Source organism: Pseudomonas sp. JL23, from assembly GCF_056933585.1.
In genome coordinates this window covers 959,516-977,814 of the sequence record NZ_CM167795.1, presented here as the reverse complement: position 1 = coordinate 977,814, position 18,299 = coordinate 959,516, and the positions used below count along the sequence as shown (strand labels likewise).

At 61.4% G+C, this 18,299-nt stretch carries 14 protein-coding genes and 1 tRNA gene; 4 read left to right on the top strand and 11 right to left on the bottom strand.

The annotated features are described in order from the left end of the window. Positions 1–202: 202 nt before the first annotated feature. The gene (locus AC1Z24_RS04720) at positions 203–721 is read left to right on the top strand and encodes a BRO-N domain-containing protein (protein ID WP_483744737.1); all 519 of its coding nucleotides are present in this window, start codon (positions 203–205) and stop codon (positions 719–721) included. A 141-nt stretch (positions 722–862) separates the two neighbouring features. Here the strand turns inward: AC1Z24_RS04720 and AC1Z24_RS04715 are convergent, their stop codons facing one another. The 3 genes from AC1Z24_RS04715 to ptsP are packed head-to-tail and all read right to left on the bottom strand — an operon-like array spanning position 863 to position 6,460. Then, the gene (locus tag AC1Z24_RS04715; RefSeq protein WP_483744736.1) at positions 863–2,602 is read right to left on the bottom strand and encodes a PTS fructose-like transporter subunit IIB; all 1,740 of its coding nucleotides are present in this window, start codon (positions 2,600–2,602) and stop codon (positions 863–865) included. A 55-nt stretch (positions 2,603–2,657) separates the two neighbouring features. Further along, positions 2,658–3,599, bottom strand: coding sequence for a 1-phosphofructokinase (gene pfkB, locus AC1Z24_RS04710; RefSeq protein ID WP_483744735.1), 942 nt, complete (start codon positions 3,597–3,599; stop codon positions 2,658–2,660). After that, positions 3,599–6,460: a phosphoenolpyruvate--protein phosphotransferase gene (gene ptsP, locus AC1Z24_RS04705; RefSeq protein ID WP_483744734.1), complete on the bottom strand. Its 2,862-nt coding sequence runs from the start codon at positions 6,458–6,460 to the stop codon at positions 3,599–3,601. Before ptsP ends, pfkB begins: the two co-directional genes overlap by 1 nt. Positions 6,461–6,800: 340 nt before the next feature. Here ptsP and cra point away from each other — a divergent pair, with 340 nt between their 5' ends. Beyond that, a complete protein-coding gene (gene cra / locus AC1Z24_RS04700; protein ID WP_483744733.1) occupies positions 6,801–7,796 on the top strand; it encodes a catabolite repressor/activator in 996 nt (331 codons plus the stop codon). A 1-nt stretch (position 7,797) separates the two neighbouring features. Continuing rightward, complete coding sequence (locus AC1Z24_RS04695; RefSeq protein ID WP_483744732.1) at positions 7,798–8,580, top strand: TatD family hydrolase; 783 nt, start codon at positions 7,798–7,800, stop codon at positions 8,578–8,580. 110 nt (positions 8,581–8,690) lie between these two features. Here AC1Z24_RS04695 and AC1Z24_RS04690 read toward each other — a convergent pair whose 3' ends face one another. The 4 genes from AC1Z24_RS04690 to AC1Z24_RS04675 form a co-directional block, all read right to left on the bottom strand. Beyond that, the gene (locus AC1Z24_RS04690; RefSeq protein ID WP_483746523.1) at positions 8,691–9,395 is read right to left on the bottom strand and encodes a methyl-accepting chemotaxis protein; all 705 of its coding nucleotides are present in this window, start codon (positions 9,393–9,395) and stop codon (positions 8,691–8,693) included. 1,540 nt (positions 9,396–10,935) lie between these two features. Beyond that, a complete protein-coding gene (gene ampE / locus AC1Z24_RS04685; RefSeq protein ID WP_483744731.1) occupies positions 10,936–11,772 on the bottom strand; it encodes a regulatory signaling modulator protein AmpE in 837 nt (278 codons plus the stop codon). Positions 11,773–11,788: 16 nt separating this feature from the next. Next, positions 11,789–12,337, bottom strand: a complete 549-nt coding sequence (gene ampD, locus AC1Z24_RS04680) for a 1,6-anhydro-N-acetylmuramyl-L-alanine amidase AmpD (protein WP_483744730.1) — start codon at positions 12,335–12,337, stop codon at positions 11,789–11,791. Between the two features lie 192 nt (positions 12,338–12,529). Continuing rightward, the gene (locus AC1Z24_RS04675; protein WP_483744729.1) at positions 12,530–14,767 is read right to left on the bottom strand and encodes a DUF1631 domain-containing protein; all 2,238 of its coding nucleotides are present in this window, start codon (positions 14,765–14,767) and stop codon (positions 12,530–12,532) included. Between the two features lie 443 nt (positions 14,768–15,210). Between AC1Z24_RS04675 and nadC the strand changes: the two genes are divergently transcribed. Then, positions 15,211–16,059 carry a carboxylating nicotinate-nucleotide diphosphorylase gene (gene nadC / locus AC1Z24_RS04670; RefSeq protein WP_483744728.1) on the top strand — a complete coding sequence of 283 codons (849 nt, stop codon included), beginning with the start codon at positions 15,211–15,213 and terminating at the stop codon, positions 16,057–16,059. 650 nt (positions 16,060–16,709) lie between these two features. Here nadC and AC1Z24_RS04665 read toward each other — a convergent pair. From AC1Z24_RS04665 to AC1Z24_RS04650, 4 genes are all read right to left on the bottom strand, one after another. After that, positions 16,710–16,988, bottom strand: a complete 279-nt coding sequence (locus AC1Z24_RS04665) for a DUF6388 family protein (RefSeq protein ID WP_483744727.1) — start codon at positions 16,986–16,988, stop codon at positions 16,710–16,712. 77 nt (positions 16,989–17,065) lie between these two features. Beyond that, entirely contained in the window at positions 17,066–17,314 is a 249-nt protein-coding gene (locus AC1Z24_RS04660) for a hypothetical protein (protein ID WP_483744726.1), read from the bottom strand. Positions 17,315–17,489: 175 nt separating this feature from the next. Further along, positions 17,490–17,566, bottom strand: a tRNA-Thr gene (locus tag AC1Z24_RS04655). A 123-nt stretch (positions 17,567–17,689) separates the two neighbouring features. Next, complete coding sequence (locus tag AC1Z24_RS04650) at positions 17,690–18,133, bottom strand: pilin (protein WP_483744725.1); 444 nt, start codon at positions 18,131–18,133, stop codon at positions 17,690–17,692. Positions 18,134–18,299 lie beyond the last annotated feature (166 nt).

The window sequence follows — 18,299 nt, the reverse complement described above, 5'->3', positions numbered from 1 at the left end:
ATTTGGCGATCCAGATAGGAAAAGAAGCTCACCATATCGATACCGGTACATAATTATGTACCACCCGTTTTTATGGTGGCTGTGCGTGGGAGACCTTCGGGTCTGCCGGTCTTTTCCTTCCGGTTCGCCAACCCGCGTACAGCTGCCACCTCATTTGTTTGGCGACATTTGAGTGGCAGGTATTCAACAAAGGAAAATATCTATGCTGACACCTGAACAAACCTGCCACACCCCCACCCGCTTCACCCGCCATCACCTCCACCTTCACGCCCTGCTACTGGAAGGCCAGGTGTGGTTCTGCGCCCATAATCTGGGCCGGTTGATGGGCTATCGCCTGGAGGAGCGCAGTATCCGCAAGCTCGATCCGGATCAGCACTGCCTGCTCACTGTGCGCGAGCTGGGCGAGGTGCTGATGATCAGCGAATCCGGCGCCTACGCCCTGCTGATCTACCACTCAGCGCCCCACACCCGGCAACTGCGCGAATGGCTGACCCTGCACGTCGCTCCGACCCTGCGCGACGCCAATGACCTGGGCCATAGCGAACGCCCGACCCAGGGCCTGCTGGACTGGGCCGGCGCCTCGCTGAACCTGCTGCACTGGCAGAACGAGCCGTGGATCCGCCTGCGGGATATGCCGAACGTGCTGCTCCACGAAACCCGTGAAAGCCTCGGCCAGACACAGCCATGGTGGAAGCGCGCGACGCAGTTTCTGGCGATGTAGCACGACAGTGCACCCTGTGGGACCGGCTTTAGCCGGGAAGAGGCTCGTACATCGGGTACATGTGTGTCGCCCGTAATGCCGTCTTCCCGGCTAAAGCCAATCCCACAAAAGCCCCTATACATTCAAGATGGTCGGTGAGGCCTACGCCGCAACCGGGACGATATCCATCTCCACCCCTTCCGGCCGTTTGAGCACGGCGTACAGCACGCCAGTGACGACGCTGCCGATCACAATCGCCAGCAAATACAGCAGCGCATGGTTGATGGCATTGGGGATCAGCAGCACAAACAGGCCGCCGTGGGGCGCCATGAGTTTGCAGCCGAACAGCATCGACAGGGCACCGGTCAGGGCGCCGCCGATGATGCTGGACGGGATCACCCGCAGCGGGTCTTTGGCGGCGAAGGGGATGGCACCCTCGGAGATAAAGCACAGGCCCAGCACGAACGCAGCCTTGCCCGCTTCGCGCTCGCTCTGGGCGAATTTGCGTCGGGCGATCAGGGTGGCGATGCCCATGCCGATCGGTGGCACCATGCCTGCCGCCATCGCGGCAGCCATGGGCGCGTAGCTCTGGGACGCCAGCAGGCCCACGGAGAAGGCATAGGACGCTTTGTTGATCGGCCCGCCGAGGTCGACGCACATCATCGCGCCCAACACGATACCCAGCAGAATGGCGTTGGTGGTGCCCATGCTGTCGAGGAACTGGGTCAGGCTGGCCAGCATGCTCGCCACCGGCTTGCCGACCACGTAGATCATCACCATGCCGGTGATCAGGCTGGCCAAGAGCGGGATGATCAGGATCGGTTTGAGCGCTTCGACACTGGCTGGCAGACGCACGTAGTGGTTGATCGCCTTGGCGCAGTAACCGGCAATGAACCCGGCGACGATGCCGCCGATAAAACCGGCGCCCAGGGTACTGGCGAGCAAGCCGCCGATCATCCCCGGTGCCAGGCCCGGACGGTCAGCGATGGAGTAAGCGATGTAGCCCGCCAGCAACGGCACCATCAGCTTGAACGCCGCTTCGCCACCAATCTGCATCAGGGCCGCAGCAAGGGTGCCTGGCTCTTTGAACGCGGTGATACCAAAGACAAAGGACAAGGCGATCAGCAAACCACCGGCCACCACCATCGGCAGCATGTACGACACCCCGGTCAGCAGGTGCTTGTAGACGCCGGTTTTCTCTTGCTTGGCCGGGCCGCTCGCCGCCGCATCGGTGCTCTCGACCTTGCCCTCGGCCAAGGCCTTTTTCAGGGTCGCTTCCGCTTGTTTCAGGGCAATGCCGGTGCCGCAGCGGTAGATGCGCTTGCCGGCAAAACGCGCGGTATTGACCTCGATATCGGCGGCCAGCAGCACCACATCGGACTGGGCAATGACTTCGGCGCTCAATGGATTGCGTGCGCCAACGGAGCCCTGGGTCTCGACCTGCAACTCGTAGTCCAGACGCTTGGCGGCCTGTTGAATGGCTTCGGCGGCCATAAAGGTATGAGCGACACCGGTCGGGCAGGCGGTAATGGCGACAATCCGCGGCTTAAGGCTCGGCGCGGTAACCGCGGCCACGGTTTCGGTGCTGGACTCACGCACCCGGGCCTGATCGGCAGCGCGGCGCAAAAAGCCGTCGACATCCTGCAGGGCGTGGGCCGGGGTGTCCTGAAACACGCGCTTGCCAACGAAACGCGACAGGTCCAGCACGCCGGTATTAACCACCAGCACCCAGTCCACTTCGGCGATGGCCTCAGCCGACAGTGCGCGCTCGGGGTGATGGGGGTCATGGATCTCGACAACGGTGCTCCAGCCCAGACGCTTGGCGGCAGCGTCCAGCAGGCGCGCGCTGAGTACGCTGCTGACCTGGCCGTTGGGGCAGGCGGTAATAATGGCTAGTTTCATCACAATCCCTTTCAGCGATATTTTTCCTACGGACCCCAGATATGGCGGGACCTACTTATTGTTCTGCCAGATTGCGCAGGCTGACGCCCTGTTCCAGCTTTTTGAGCTGCACGACGTCGCTGATGCCGAAGCCGATCTGGGTCACGGCCATGGCGGCGATGGCGGTGGCGGTGCGCAGGGTCTGTTGCGGTGTGTGGCCGCTGATCAGGCCGTGGACCATGCCCGCCAGCAGCGAATCCCCGGCACCGACAGTACTGGCCACGGTGACGCTCGGCGGCAGGGACTGCCAGGCGAAGCCGTCCGCAAACCAGTGCACACCTTCCGAGCCCTGGGAAATCACCACATGTTCGATACCCTGTTGCTGCAAGCGCGCGGCGGCGCCGGCCTGGGCCTGGATGGAAATGATCGGCGCGTCGAGGGCGTCGGCCAGTTCTTCGGTATTGGGCTTGATCAGCCACGGCCCGGCCTGCAGCCCGGCGCGCAAGGCTTCGCCACTGGTGTCCAGGGCGACTTTCAGGCCCAGCTCCTTGAGGCGCAGCAACAGGCTTTGCAGCCACTGAGCGCTGACGCCCTTGGGCAGGCTGCCAGCGACGACCACTACATCAAAGCCGCTGGCGATCTGTTCGATGCGGGTAAACAACGCCTGCTGCGCCTCAGCGCTGACCTGTGGCCCGCGACCGTTGATATCGGTGATGCGCCCGCTGCTTTCGGCCAACTTGATATTGCTGCGAGTCTCCCCCGGAACGCGGACGAACTCGTCGACGAAGCCGCGCTGGCCGAACAGGGTTTCGAACGGCAGCTGATTATCGACGCCGAGGAAACCGGCGACGGTCAGCTCATGGCCCAGATCGGCCAGCACTTGCGCCACGTTGAGGCCCTTGCCCGCCGCATGACTGAGCATGGCGTCGCTGCGATTGACCTGGCCGACCTGCAACTGACCCAGTTGCACGGTCAGGTCCAGGGCGGGGTTCATGGTCAGGGTCAGAATCCGGGACATTACACAGCCTCCACAAGGGCGCGGACATCCGGGGCGCTGCCCAGGGTCAACGCGGTCTGCGCCATCGCTTGCGCAGCGCTCAGGTCCAGCTCGCGCACGCAGGCCTTGACCTCGCCTATGCTGCGCGGCGCGACGCTCAATTCATCCACGCCCAGGCCGACCAGAATCGGCACAGCCAGGGGGTCGGCGGCCAGTTCGCCGCACACGCCCACCCATTTGCCATGGGCATGGGCGGCGCGCACGGTGATATCGATCAGTTGCAGCACCGCCGGATGCAGGCCGTCTGCCTGGGCAGACAGGCTCGGGTGGCCACGGTCGATAGCCAGGGTGTACTGGGTCAGGTCGTTGGTGCCGACGCTGAAGAAGTCCACCTCGCGGGCCAGTACCGGTGCCAGCAACGCGGCGGACGGCACTTCGATCATGATGCCCAGTTGCAGATCAGCCACCGGAATCTCCAGACGCAGGCGCTCGGTCATATCCCGGGCCTGGCGCCACTCTTCCAGCGTGCCAACCATGGGGAACATGATCCGCAGCGGTCGCGAGCCCGCCGAGCGCAGCAAGGCGCGCAACTGGCTTTCCATCAGCTCGGGGCGTTGCAGGGTCAGACGAATGCCGCGCACACCGAGGAAAGGGTTTTCTTCTTTGGCGATGGGCCAATACGGCAGCGGTTTGTCGCCGCCGACATCAAGGGTGCGTACGACCAATGGGCGACCGCCGAGATCATCAAGGACGCGACGGTATTCGGCTTCTTGGGTCGCCTCGTCCGGCGCCTGGGAGTGAGCCATGAACAGCAATTCAGTACGCAGCAGGCCGATGCCTTCGGCGCCCTGTTCGACGGCGGCGGGCGTGCCAGCGCTGTCACCGATATTGGCGAAGACTTCCACGGCATGACCGTCGCGGGTCACGGCGGGCTCCATGCGCAGGGCAGCAGCAGCGCGCAGACGTTGCTCGCGGTTGTCGCGATCTTCCAGGGCGCGCTGCAAGGTGGCGTCATCCGGTGCCACCACCAGACGACCGCGCTGGCCGTCGAGCAACAGGCGCGTGCCCGGCTTGATCAGCAGCACGCTTTCGCCCGCGCCGACCAGTGCCGGAATGCCCAGGGCCCGGGCGACAATAGCGCTGTGGGCCGTGGCACCGCCGCGTGCGGTGAGAATCCCCGCCACTTGCAGGGGGTCCAGGCGCGCCACGTCGGACGGCCCGACTTCATCCATCACCAGAATGTAGGGTTCGTCCGGTGCAACCAGAGTTTCGATGCCGCAAATCTGCGCCAACACCCGGCGCCCGACGTCGCGCAGATCGGCGGCGCGCTCGGCCAGCAACGCGTCGTGCAGTTGCTCCTGCTGGCGTGCAGCGGCGTCGATCACGTTATTCCACGCGGCAGCGGCGCTCTCGCCCAGTTGCAGGCGCAGGGTGACTTCGCTGCTCAGCTCGGGGTCATCGAGCATTTCCTGATGGGTGACGAAAATCTCGCGGATGGCCTTGGCCTTGCTGCGCAGCACCAGACCTTCAATATCCCGACGTACCTCGGCCAGGGCGCGGTTGAGGCGTTCGCGCTCAATCTCCACCGACTCACCCAAAAGCGGATAGTCAAAGGCTTGCAGCACTTCAATATGCGCAGGGCCAATGGCAATGCCCGGCGAGGCAGGCACGGCTTGAAGCTGGCTGCCATCAACGGGCGCAGGCGTTTGCTTGACCACTACAACTTCGGCCGGCGCGGGCGAGGTGGCCGTCGGCAGCGGCTCGACCTCTTCGCCCAGCCCTTCCAGCACCGCAGCCAGCAGCGCGGGCAAGGCGTCGGCAGCAACGCTCGGTTCAGCAATAAATTCCAGCACCTGGCCGCGACGGGCACCGAGGCTCAGCAGTTTGCTCAGGCTTTTGGCCGACACCGCCGACTCGCCGGTATCCAGCACGCGCACGCGCACTTCGCCTTCAAAACTTTTTGCCAGTTGTGCGAGGATTTTCGCCGGGCGCGCATGCAGGCCGTGGGCGTTGGCCAGGGCAATGCGTTGCGTCGGCCACTCATCCGGCACCTCGCCACCCAGGGCCTGCAAAACCGCGCGGCTGCTGGTGGCCTGGCCCAGTTCGTGGCCGCGACCTTCGATCAGCAGCGCACACAGGCGCTCAAGCAAGGCCTGATGGGCTTCACCGAGGCTGGCCAGGCAGAACAGGCCCTTGAGCGGCTGGCCGAGATAACGAATCGGTTTGTCCGGGGTGACAAACGCCAGGCCCGGGCGCTTGACCATCTGCTCGCTGTGCAGCCAATACAGGCCATCACCCAGGGGCAGCGCTTCGACCTGTTGCAGCACGGCAGCAAAACCGTTGTTGACGCAATCGGCCTTGCGCAGCAGACGGGCGCCGCGCCAGACCAACTCTTCAAAATCGTCCACCGACACGCCGAGGCTGATCAGTTGCGCATCAAGGGCCAGTTCCTGGGGCGCGCCCTGCAACAGTTGCAGCAACGCCTCGGGGCTTTTCGCCTGGCGCAGGGCTTCGCCCAGATCGGTCTCGCCCAGAGCGCGGGTCAGCAGTTGCAGCAGGCGCAGGTGTTCGTCGGATTTGGCGGCAATGCCAATGGCCAGGTAGACCATCTGCCCGTCGCCCCAGTCCACCCCTTCAGGGAACTGCATCAGGCGCACGCCGGTGGTGAACACCAGTTCGCGGGTATCGGGGGTGCCGTGGGGGATGGCGATGCCCTGGCCGAGAAAGGTCGAGCCTTGTTGCTCGCGGCCTTGCAGGCCTTGCAGATAGCCCTCGGCGACCAAACCATCGGCGACCAGCCGATCGGCCAGCAGCACCAGCGCGGCGGACTTATCCACAGCCGTCTGTGCCATGGATATTTGCTCTACGGTGAGCTCGAGCATGCCTTTCTCCTTTTAGAGCGCAAAGCGCCCAATTCTTGTTTTTAGATCGTAGGCCATCAAAGCAATATCTATGCGACAGCATCTGCATGTCGATTACAGCAGCGAAAAGGCTAGCTGAATCGTTTAATCTAATTCAGCCCGGCACGTTACTCGATTATTTGATGCGGTTGAAGCCTGTCTTTGCCGATGGCATCCGGCACTGGTCGGATAGTTGGGAAAAATGCTGTGCACGTTGCTCGTCGCCAATGGTCTGCTGTGCATAAGGGCTACGATCGGTGAAAATCGCCCCACGACGATAAGGCGCCCGCGAAAAACCGGGCATAACAAGAGGAATGTCGGCTTGAAACTCAGTGATATCGCGCGTCTGGCCGGTGTTTCCGTGACCACGGCCAGCTATGTAATCAACGGCAAGGCCGAGCAGCAACGCATCAGCAATGCGACGGTCGAGCGGGTACGCGCGGTGGTCGACGAGCATGGCTTTCGCCCCAACCCCCAGGCCGCCGGTTTGCGCAGCCGCCACACCCGCACCCTTGGCTTTATCCTGCCGGACCTGGAAAACCCCAGTTACGCGCGTATCGCCAAGCTGCTGGAACAAGGCGCCCGCGCCCGTGGTTATCAATTACTGATCGCCAGTTCCGACGACGACCCCATCAGCGAACTGCAACTCTTGCAGCTGTTTCGCGCCCGCCGTTGCGACGCACTGTTCGTCGCCAGCTGCCTGCCCGCCAGCGACGACAGCTATCGGGATTTGCAGAGCAAGGGCCTGCCGATCATTGCCATCGACCGCGAGATGGACGCCAAGCACTTCTGCTCGGTAGTCAGCGACGACCATGACGCCAGCCTGCAACTGACCCGCAGCCTGCTGAAAACCCGACCCGGACATATCGCCTTGATCGGCGCGCGGCCGGAGCTGAGCGTCAGCCGGGCGCGGGCCGGTGGCTTTACCGATGCCTTGGACGGCTTTAGTGGCGGCGTGACCCAGGTGCATGGCGAGTCCTTCAGCCGCGCCGGTGGGCAGCGCTTGATGAATGAAATCTTACAGAGCCTCGGCCATTTGCCTGATGCCTTGATTACTACGTCCTACGTACTGTTGCAGGGCGTTTTCGATGTGTTACAGGAGCAGTCGCTGAACCCGGCGCAACTGCATCTGGGCACTTTCGGCGACACCCAGTTGCTGGACTTCCTGCCGCTGCCGGTCAACGCCATGGCCCAGCAGCATCAGTTGATCGCCGAAAAAGCCCTGGCCCTGGCCCTGGCCGCCATCGAACAGGACCAATACGAGCCGGGCGTGCAGGCCATCGTGCGGACCTTCAAGCAGCGTATTCACGAGGCCTGACATGCAACTGATCGACACCCATACCCACCTCGACTTCCCGGACTTCGAAGGGGACCGCGCGGCGATCATGGCCAACTGCAAACGCTTGGGCGTGCAGCGCCTGGTGGTACTGGGTGTCTATCAGCCAAATTGGCAGCGGTTGTGGGATTTGACTGAAGCAGACCCAACGTTGCAGGCGGCCTTTGGCTTGCACCCGATCTACCTTGAACAACACCGCCCCGAGCACCTGACCGAGCTGGGTGATTGGCTGTCCCGCCTCAAGGGCCATGCGCAGCTGTGTGCCGTGGGCGAGATTGGCCTGGATTACTTTGTCGAGCATCTGGATCGTCAGCGCCAGCAGGAAATCTTCGAAGCGCAATTGCACCTGGCCGCCGACTTCGACCTGCCCGCCCTGCTCCATGTACGGCGCAGCCATGCGGCAGTGATCGCCACCCTCAAGCGCCACAAGCTCAAGCGCAGCGGGATCATTCATGCTTTCGCTGGCAGCCGCGAGGAGGCCAGGGAATATATCCGTCTGGGCTTCAAGCTCGGCCTGGGCGGCGCCCCGACCTGGCCTCAGGCGCTGCGCATGCACCGGGTCATCGCCGAACTGCCACTGGATAGCATCGTTCTGGAAACCGACTCGCCGGACATGGCGCCGGCCATGTACCCCAACATGCGCAACAGCCCCGAGCACCTGCCGGATATCTGCGCGGCGCTGGCGGGATTGTTGGGGGTCGAGACCGAGGAACTGGCGCGAGTCAGTACGCGCAACGCCTGTGAGGTGTTTGGTTGGGATCTGTAAATCAACATCGTTCTGTGGGACCGGCTTTAGCCGGGAAGGCGGGATTGAAGGCGATGAAGATGCTTCGAATGTACCGACCCCTTCCCGGCTAAAGCCGGTCCCACACTCAGTCAGACCCGGAACGCACTGATCAACTGCTGCAACTCCACCACCTGCGCCGATAGCTGGCGGCTGGCGTGTTCGGTCTGGCTGGCGCCGTCGGCGGTGCGCTCGCCGGCCAGGTTGATTTCGACGATGTTCTGATCGATATCGTGGGCCACGGCGGTCTGTTGCTCTACGGCAGCGGCGATCTGTTGGTTCTGATCGACGATAAGGCCTACCGCGCCGAGGATATTTTCCAGCGCCTGTTGCACCTGCTCCGACTGGCCCACGGTGCCGGTGGCCATTTCATGGCTGACACCCATGGCCTTGACCGCCGCACCGACGCCGGACTGCAGGCGCAGGATCATTGCGGCGATTTCCTCGGTCGACTGCTGTGTGCGCTGGGCCAGGGTGCGCACTTCATCGGCGACCACGGCAAAACCGCGGCCCTGCTCCCCGGCGCGTGCGGCTTCGATGGCGGCGTTGAGGGCCAATAGATTGGTCTGCTCGGCCACGCTCTTGATCACCTCCAATACCCGACTGATGGCGGCGCTGTCGGTAGCCAGTTGGTTGATCACCTGCACCGACTGGTCAATCTCCCCGGCCAGGCGGGCGATGCTGCCCTGCTGCGACTGCACCAGGCCGCGACCATTGACGGTCTCCTGATTGACACTCTGGGCGCTCTGCACCGCGGCCGCAGCGCTGCGGGCCACTTCGTGGGCGGTGGCGGACATCTGGTTCATCGCCGTGGCCACCTGCTCGATCTGGCTGCGTTGCCCGGCCACCGCCTGATTGCTCAAGGACGACACCGACTCCACCTGAGCGGACTGGCGCTCGACTTCGATCACGGTCTGGCCGACCTTCTCGATCAGGTCATGGATCTTCGCCACGGTGCCGTTGAACACCCGTCCCAGCTCGCCCAACTCATCACGGCTATGGGCGACAAAAGTCGCAGTCATGTCCCCCGCCGCGACCTTGTCCATGATCAACCCGAGGCGGCGCAGAGTGGTGCGGGTCGACACGTAGAAACCGCCATACAGATAGAAAATCAGCAGAAACACCGCCGCCAGGGCGCTGATCAGCAAGATCATTTGCTGACGGTTTTCACTCAGGCGCTGTTGCAGCTGCCGATCGAGAAACGCCAGAGTCGCGTCGCTGAGTTGGTAGGTCTGGGCCATCAGCCCGGTGGTCTTGTCGTAGAAGCCCTGCCACGGCGCGTCGAGGGTTTCGGCGATCATGATCTGCTCTTCGAACAGCTCGCTGCCTTGCTTGAGGGTCGCAAGGCTGGCGCTGGCCAGGCTGTCGAGACTCTTGTGCACCTCGGGGCCGGCGGCCAGGGCGTCCTGCAACTTGAGGGCGTAGTCGGCCTGGAGTTTTTCCAGGCGCTGCAACAGGTCATCGAAATGGTTGCTGGTCGCAGAATTGAGCTGGCCCTGCCCCAGGGAATACGAGCCCATGGCCCGACCTTCACCGAGTGCCTGAGTCACCAATGGCGTGACACTGGTGAGCAGTTCGGTGAGCTGGCGGATATCACTGGTGGGGTCCTGACTCAGCCCGGCCTGGCTGGCGATCACCTTGCTGAAGGTCAGGGTCTTGTTCAGCAGTTTTTCCAGCTGTGCGTTCTTGTTCTGTAAGCCCGACTCTGCCTGTTGGGTCTTGAAATCGGCAATCAGCTCATCGCGCTTGGCGTTGAACACACTGACCTGCTCTGGCACCAGAGTCACTGCGCTCAAGCCGTTGAGCTTGCCCAGCACAGTGCTTTCCAGGCTGCTGATGCGGCTTTCCAGTTCCGCGACCTTGTTGGACTGACCGAGGACCAGATTGATCGCCGCTAAATGGCTGAGGGTCTCGACGTCACGGCGCAGGCTCAGGCTGTCACCGAACAACACCAGGCTTTGCTGCTCGGTACGGGTCACCAGCAGCTCGCGATAGGCTTCGCGCACCAGATAGAAATTGGTCACCAGCATGGGCACGAAAAACAGCACGCTGATCAGGCTGAATTTCATACCAAAGCTGAGGCGGTTCATCAGCGCGATAGCCGGAGACAAAAGGCTCTTCACAAGAACTCTCCCTTTTCTTTTATTGTTTTGGGGGTGCGGCAGTAGCTCAACGCCATTAGCGGGCGCCGAACCTGTATACCGGAAACCTGGGAGGTTTTTTGTAAGTAAAAGTAAATGTGAGGGGAGAAGAGATCAGGAGATCAATGGGGGCCAGATGTGGGACCGGCTTTAGCCGGGAAAGCCTATTCCCGGCTAAAGCCGGTCCCACAGAAGCTCAGACCAATAGAGTCCACAGGGCAAACCCGGCGTACCAGACAATCGCCGCACGAATCAGCAACTCCCACAGCACGTCGAGACTGGACACCCCGTCGGCGCCCAACTCCGGCGCCGGAACTTCACTGGCCACGCAGCCGATATGGGCGATCAGTTGCGCCGAGCTGATATTCCAGTTGAGCAGTTCGTGCAGCATCACCCGGCTGACCGCAACGAAATTGCCGACCAGGGCAAAGCTGGCGGCAAGTAGACGCACAGGCACCCAGTCAAAGGCATGACGCAGTTGCCCGGCGCGCTCGATCAGGGCCGCGCTGCTGCCTTGCTCCGCCGCGAGCGCCAGCAGGCGATAAGCCAATGCCGCCACCGGGCCGAGCAGGAAGTACCAGAAGATCACCACGAAGAAACTCTGGAATGCCTGCCACATCAGGTAGCGCTGCACGCCCGCAAGCAGTTGCTCGCCATTCTCGGCCTGCACGCCCATATCCCGCTCGGCGACCAAAGCTGCCGCTTCGACATCACCGCGCCGACAGGCATCGCGAAATGGCCCCAAGGCAGCAATCAGGTCGCCGCGCCCAAGGCTGTAGATCAGCACCAACAGGTGCAGCGGGAACACCAGCCAGCCATAGGCCACCGAGCCCAGCACAAACAGGATCAGGCCCAGAATCGACACCGGCAGCAACACAGTGAGCAGCAAAACCAGCCAGGGATGCGCGCCCAGACGCGGGCTCGCCTCCAACCGCGCCAAGGCCCGCAGCCAAGGGCCGTCGCGCTGGACACGCTGGCGCAGTGCCGAGAATTTTTCGATCCAGACTGCCAGCAGCAACACCAGAAAACTCATTACCTGTTCCTCAAATTCAGTCCTGCAACGCCGCCAAAAAGCGCGGCCACTCGAAAAACGGCCCGGGATCGGTTTTGCGCCCCGGAGCAATATCACTGTGCCCACAAATGCGTTGCGTCGTGATGGCTGGAAACGCCGCCTGCAACTGTCGGGTCAAATCGATCAGCACCGCATACTGGATATCGGTGAACGGCTGATCATCGGTGCCTTCCAGTTCGATACCCACGGAAAAATCATTACAGGTTTCCCGCCCTTGGAAGCGCGACACACCGGCGTGCCATGCGCGCTCAAGACAAGAGACGAACTGCGTCACCTCGCCATCACGTTCAATCAGAAAATGTGCGGAAACCCGCAGGTCGGCAATGCTTGCGAAATAGGGGTGCTCGGCGGGGTCCAGGCGGTTCTGGAACAGCGCCTGAACCTTGCCGGTCTTGAACTGGGCGGGTGGCAGGCTGATGTTGTGGATCACCAGCAGAGAGATTTCGGCGTCCGGTCGTTCATTGAAATTGGCCGATGGGCAATGCTGTATGCCTTGGCACCAGCCTGTTGCGCGGTCCAGCAGCATGAAGGCTCCTTGAGGGGCGGTCAGGGCTGTCAGTATGCCCGCGATGGGAGGGGATGTGGGGCAATTATGGATCTGATGTGGGACCGGCTTTAGCCGGGAAGAGGCCATCACAGCCGAAAGAAATGCCTGGGTAATTCTGACCCATTCCCGGCTAAAGCCGGTCCCACACGCAGCCCATTACATAAGCTGAGATCAGCTGGATTTACGCTTGCTCAGGCTGCCGATCACCGACTCCAGCGCCCGGTCGAACAACAGGGTGTCGTCGAGGACGCGGATGGAACTGCGACGGAATTCCACGGCCAGGCCCATGCGGGTCTTTTCCATGACTTTCATGCCGGTGCGGTTGACGAAGATGTAGCGCCCGCCCGGCTCGACAATGGCCGCCAGCTTGCAGCGCAGCTTGTGATCTTCGTCTTCCTGCATCTCGACCCAACTGCCGAGCCGCAACTGGTCAACCTTGAGCAGACCCTCGTCATCGGCGGGCAGGCTCAAGGCCGGCTCGTTGAAAACTTGCTCGCCGGGCGCGATCAGGACAATTTCCTCGACCACGGCCATCATCGCCGGCGTCGGGTCCTGCTCGGCGGTCAGCGCGCCGCCATCGACTTCCTGAATCCGCGCGAAATGCTGGAAAGCCTGGACGTGCAGCACTTCCAGCTGGCTGAAGAATTCGCCGGTGGCGAAGGGGTCGAACGCCGCGCTGGTCAGACCGTCGCGCAAGGCCTTGAGCAGGCCCGGGACCAGCTCCAGCAGACGCTGACGCGCCTCGGGTTCCTCATGCAGCTCGACGCTCCAGACCAGATCGTCCATGGCGGCCAACCCCGCCTGCCACTCCGACGACTCCTCGCCGTGCTTGAGGCAAGTAAGCAGCAGCACCTTGCTCCAGGCTTCCTGCAACAGGCGCACCACCACTTCCGGCAGGGTCTTGCCCAGCAAACGCTGGTTCAGTTCAAGCTGCACGCGCTGGCGGGCCAGTTCGGCACGGGCGCGGCCCTCTTCGGCGTCGCGGGTGCGCTGTTCGAGCAGTTCGCTGCGGCGGCGTTCGTCGCTGGTAAAGGCGAGGAAATCCACCAACAGCTCGGAAAAGATCGCCGGGTCATCGACAAAATCATTGAGCAGGCGCTGCACGATCTGCTCGACCCGCACATATAAGGTATCGCGCTGATAATCATCACGGCCGCCCCAACCTAACGCCGCCGAGGCGATTTCATTGAGCAGGCGCCGGGCCGGATGGCTGCCGCGACTGAAGAAACTCTTGTCCAGCACTGCCACTTTCAGCATCGGAATCTGCAGGCGCCCAATCAGCGCGCGCAGCGAATGAGGCAGGTTGCGGTCGTCGAGAATGAATTCGAAGAGCATGGCGATCAGGTTGATCACGTCTTCGTCACCGGCGCCGACCACGCGGAACTTGCCGCTCTTGACGCTGACCCGGGTCAGCAGCTGTTCCAGCTGGTTGCGCAGGTCGAAGTCGTCACGCATATCGGCGTGGGGCACGAACTGCTGCAAGTGCGACAGCAGGCGCAGCAGGTCATTACTGGAAATCGGTCGGGCTTCGGCGCCAGCGTCATGACGTGGCGCCAGATTGCCGCGCAGCTCAGAGACCAGCGCCTGCAGGGCGGAAAACACTTCCTGCACGCTCTTGTCGAGTTTGTCTGCGGCCTGAATCAATTCGGGATCGGCGATGCTGACAGTGCGCTTTTTTTCCGGCGCCCGGTCGCTGGCCCGGCGCGATGGCAAAGCCTTGAGTTCCGGGAGAATGCCGGTGGCGATGAGCAGGCGGTTGGCTTCGCTGTACAGGTGATCGACGTCGGCCAACACGTACTTTTCAAACAGCTTGAGGATGATCAGCTTGACCTTGATCTCCATGCCCAGGCTGCGCGCGGCCTGCAGGAAGAACTCACAGAGCTGGGCCGGGCCCATGGGGTTGGTCTGATCGGTGACCGGTTGCGGGATCAGGGCATTGAAACGCGTAGTCAGTTGGCCCAAAGCAATGCTGTCGCGGCTCATGACCCTAGCGACCATGGCATCGACGGCCACAGTGCGTTCCAGATCATCGTTGGCCACCAGGGCCAGTTTGTCGAACGGCACCGGGGCAGGGGTCAGCAGCGGATCGCTGACCTGGTAGTGCCCCAGACGCAGGACGGCCTCATAGAATTTGTCGAGAAAAGTGCGCTCGATGCTTTTGCGTTTCAGGCGCAAGTCGCGCATGGCTTCGAAGAACAGGTTCTGTTCACTGTTACTTTTGGCGCGGTCGGCCATTTCGAAAAGGGTGTCGTCGGCATTGTCGAACAACGCCTGCAAGGCTTCCTTGAGCTGCTGGGCCGCTTTATCGCGCACCTGCAGCAGCACCACCGGCAGGCGGGCAAGGGGAGATTGAGCCGCCATATCGGCAGTCACCTTGTTCAACGGCACTACTTTTTCGTCGCCCTGCATCAAGCCCCCAGTCCGTAAAAACACCCACGATCCCTATGCAAACCGGGCCTCTTGCCCTTGTCTGTGAAGTGATCCCCGCTGCCCACAATTAACGTCAAAGTCATGACGTCAAATACAAGTCGCCGCATTATCTGGCAAAACATTGCTATTCGCCAGTAGGGGAATCTCTATAGCAGGCACAGTGCCTGCTCAGGGGTAGACCGTGAAAAAGCCGATCCATCGCAAACAACAGTGAAAACCCGACCAACAGCATCTATCTTGGGCAAACACAATGTCCGTTGGAGCGAGGCTTGCCCGCGAATGGTCCACCGAGGCGTATCAGAAACACCGCGCCGTCTGGTTCGCGGGCAAGCCACGCTCCAACGATGGTCGGCGATGGCTAACGGGTGGGTTACAGCGAGGACGTGCCTTATACTCGGCCCACTTTGAAAGTGGAGCCCGCTATGCCGAATGTACGACTCGCCACCCTGACGGCCGAAATCGAAGCCAACGTGCGCCGCGCACTGCTGGAGGATGTCGGCAGTGGCGATATCACCGCCCAGCTCATCCCCGCCGAACGCCTGGCCAAGGCCACCATCATCAGCCGCGACGATGCGGTGATCGCTGGCAGCGCCTGGGTCGATGCGGTGTTTCGTCAGTTGGACCCACGAGTCGCAGTGCACTGGCAGGTGGCCGATGGCGACCGGGTCACGCCCAATCAGGCGCTGTTCCACCTTGAAGGCCCGGCGCGCTCGCTGCTGACCGGCGAGCGAAGTGCGCTGAACTTCCTGCAGATGCTCTCGGGCGTCGCGACCCGGGCACAGTACTTCGCCGATAGGGTGGCGGACACCCAGGTCAAACTGCTCGATACCCGCAAAACCCTGCCGGGCCTGCGTCAGGCGCAGAAATACGCAGTAACCTGCGGCGGCTGCCATAACCACCGCATCGGCCTGTTTGATGCTTTCCTGATCAAGGAAAACCATATCGCCGCCTGCGGTGGCATCGCCCAGGCGATCAGCGCCGCCCACAAGATCGCCCCCGGCAAGCCGGTTGAAGTGGAAGTGGAAAGCCTGGAAGAGTTGCAGGAAGCCCTCGACGCCGGCGCCGACATCATCATGCTCGACGAACTGAGCCTGGATGACATGCGCGAAGCCGTGCGCCGCACCGCCGGCCGCGCCAAGCTGGAAGCCAGCGGCGGCATCAATGAACAGACCCTGCGGGTGATTGCCGAGACGGGCGTCGATTACATCTCCATTGGCTCGATGACCAAGGACGTGAAGGCGGTGGATCTGTCGATGCGTTTGAGTCTCTGATCAAAACCCGGCGTATCCCAACCCAAGATTTGCAATGGGATTCTGTAGGAGCTGCCTAAGGCTGCGAATGGGGCTGCCAGATACTCGGCTTTCGCAGCCTTCGGCAGCTCCTACAGGTTCGTGCTTGCCACCCTGCCCCCTCGATAATCCCCCCGCTTCGCCATTGATGAATTCCCCTCATCAGCGCTTGCCAGCCAAGCCCTATAGTCTTCCCCCTGCCTGCTGGTTACCGTCGAGCCCTGTCAGCTCACGGGCGTTTGTTCGTGCGCCCTACTGCGCAATTCTGGCTGAACCTGCAAGCTACCTATGATTTGCGCAAGGCTGAAATTGAAAGCGGCGACAGGATAAGCCGCGAGGTGCACTTGCTTGCATATTGCGCCCAGGTGCAGTCGACGGTTTTTGGCAGGAGCCAGTCGCCCCTACCCTGCCCGGGTTTACAGCGTGACTTCACTTCTTGCCCGGCCACTGCAGGTCTGGCTGTGTGAATCGGCAGGTTCTCTCAAATTTGACCGTGTCCGGCCAAGGCATGCCTGCATCATGCGTAAGGGTCAGCGCCCCCTCCATATATGCTTGTTGGCTATAGGTATGACCGCACGGCATTACCAGGGTATAAACCCGGGAGTCATGGCCATCGTCGAAGTGGGTCAGGGTTAAGCGCTCAGTGTCGCCATCTCTTGCCGCCGCTCCTCACGCAGTTGCTCAAGCTCGGCAGGAGACCGGGCGATCAGCATCAGGGCGTAGTCCTGGGGCGTGGTGCGGCGCTCTTCGGCGGCGCGGACGAATGCGGCGTGGGCGTGGTCTTCCTTACGCTTCTGGATAAACAGGCCGCCCGGATGGATATGGAAATTGGCCAATTCCCAGCGCAGGTTTTCATTGCGGCTGATAAAGATTTCGAGGGCGGTGGTCATAAGCTGGGTGTTGCGGAACATGTGCGTCTCTCCTTGAGTGTGGCGGCATCGCTATCGGCCGCCCTGCATCGTCCTTTATGCAGTTCGTCGCCATTCCCTCAGAGCGGCGTGCGTTGAGCGATGGACGGGATCACATCCGGCGCAGTCGCCAGACTCTCGGCCACTCGGCGCAACTCACTGATGGACGACCCCAACCCCTGCACCTGCCCCAGCACCTCATCGGCATCGCGCTGATGGATCGTATGCCGCAGATACTCGAAATGCCCCGCCATCGCGACCTTGACCCGCTCCAGATCCTGGGCGGTGACCTGCAGGTCATCGCGGATGGTATTCAGCTCGTAGGGCAACGGGGGTTCTCCCTGGTTTGTTTGTGGAGTTTTGGCTGTGGGGGTGAATCGGGTTATTGGGCCATTAAGGTTGATCACGGTCTTTGACAGTGGTCATGGGTGAGGCTTTTTTGACCCGCAAAGCAAAAGCCCCGGAGGCATTGGGTGCCTTCCGGGGCTTTTGGTGCTGCGTTGCTGGTGCCGAAAACAGGAATCGAACCTGCGACCTTCGCGTTACGAGTGCGCTGCTCTACCGGGCTGAGCTATTTCGGCGCACTTTTAACTTTAGCAGTACTTCAATGAAATACACTGGCGGAATAACGAAGGCCTACGCAAAAACCAAATAAAAAAGCCCGACTTTTAATTCGGGCTTTTTATCATGCAACCAACACAAAATTACGGTTTAACGTAACCATTGTCGACGCACTTATCGCTATATGTCCAAACGATTTTGTCAGTCGAAGGAGTAGGAGTCAAAATGCAAGTATCTCCTGCCACAATACCTTTGTAAGCATTCGGCGTCGCCGTGATGGCGCCAGATGTTGCGTCAATAGTAATAGTTTTCAAAGCACCAGTAGTGTTGGCAGTCGGCAGCGTGATACCGATTGCAGAAGCAGTAGTACAACCTGTAACAACGTTCCCAACGTTTTGAGCTGCACAGATCGAAATAGCCGTTTTAACAGGCGCCATCCCAGCAAGCACTTCGGTATAGGCTGCTTTCTTGATGTAGTTCTGATAAGCCGGCAATGCCACTGCTGCCAGGATACCTACGATTGCAACCACGATCATCAGTTCGATAAGCGTGAAGCCCTTTTGCAGGGATTTCGATGCGTTTTTCATTTACTGCTTCTCCAGGCGTCAAATGGGTGTTGCCCTGATCCGACAGAAGCACAGGCTGTGCCAATTCCTGATTTTGTGACAAGGGTTGCATTTTGCCTGCATTCTCCCGTCCCAACCATTCCCTCACCCAGCACAAACTGACAATTTATGTCACTTGCTGCGTCAG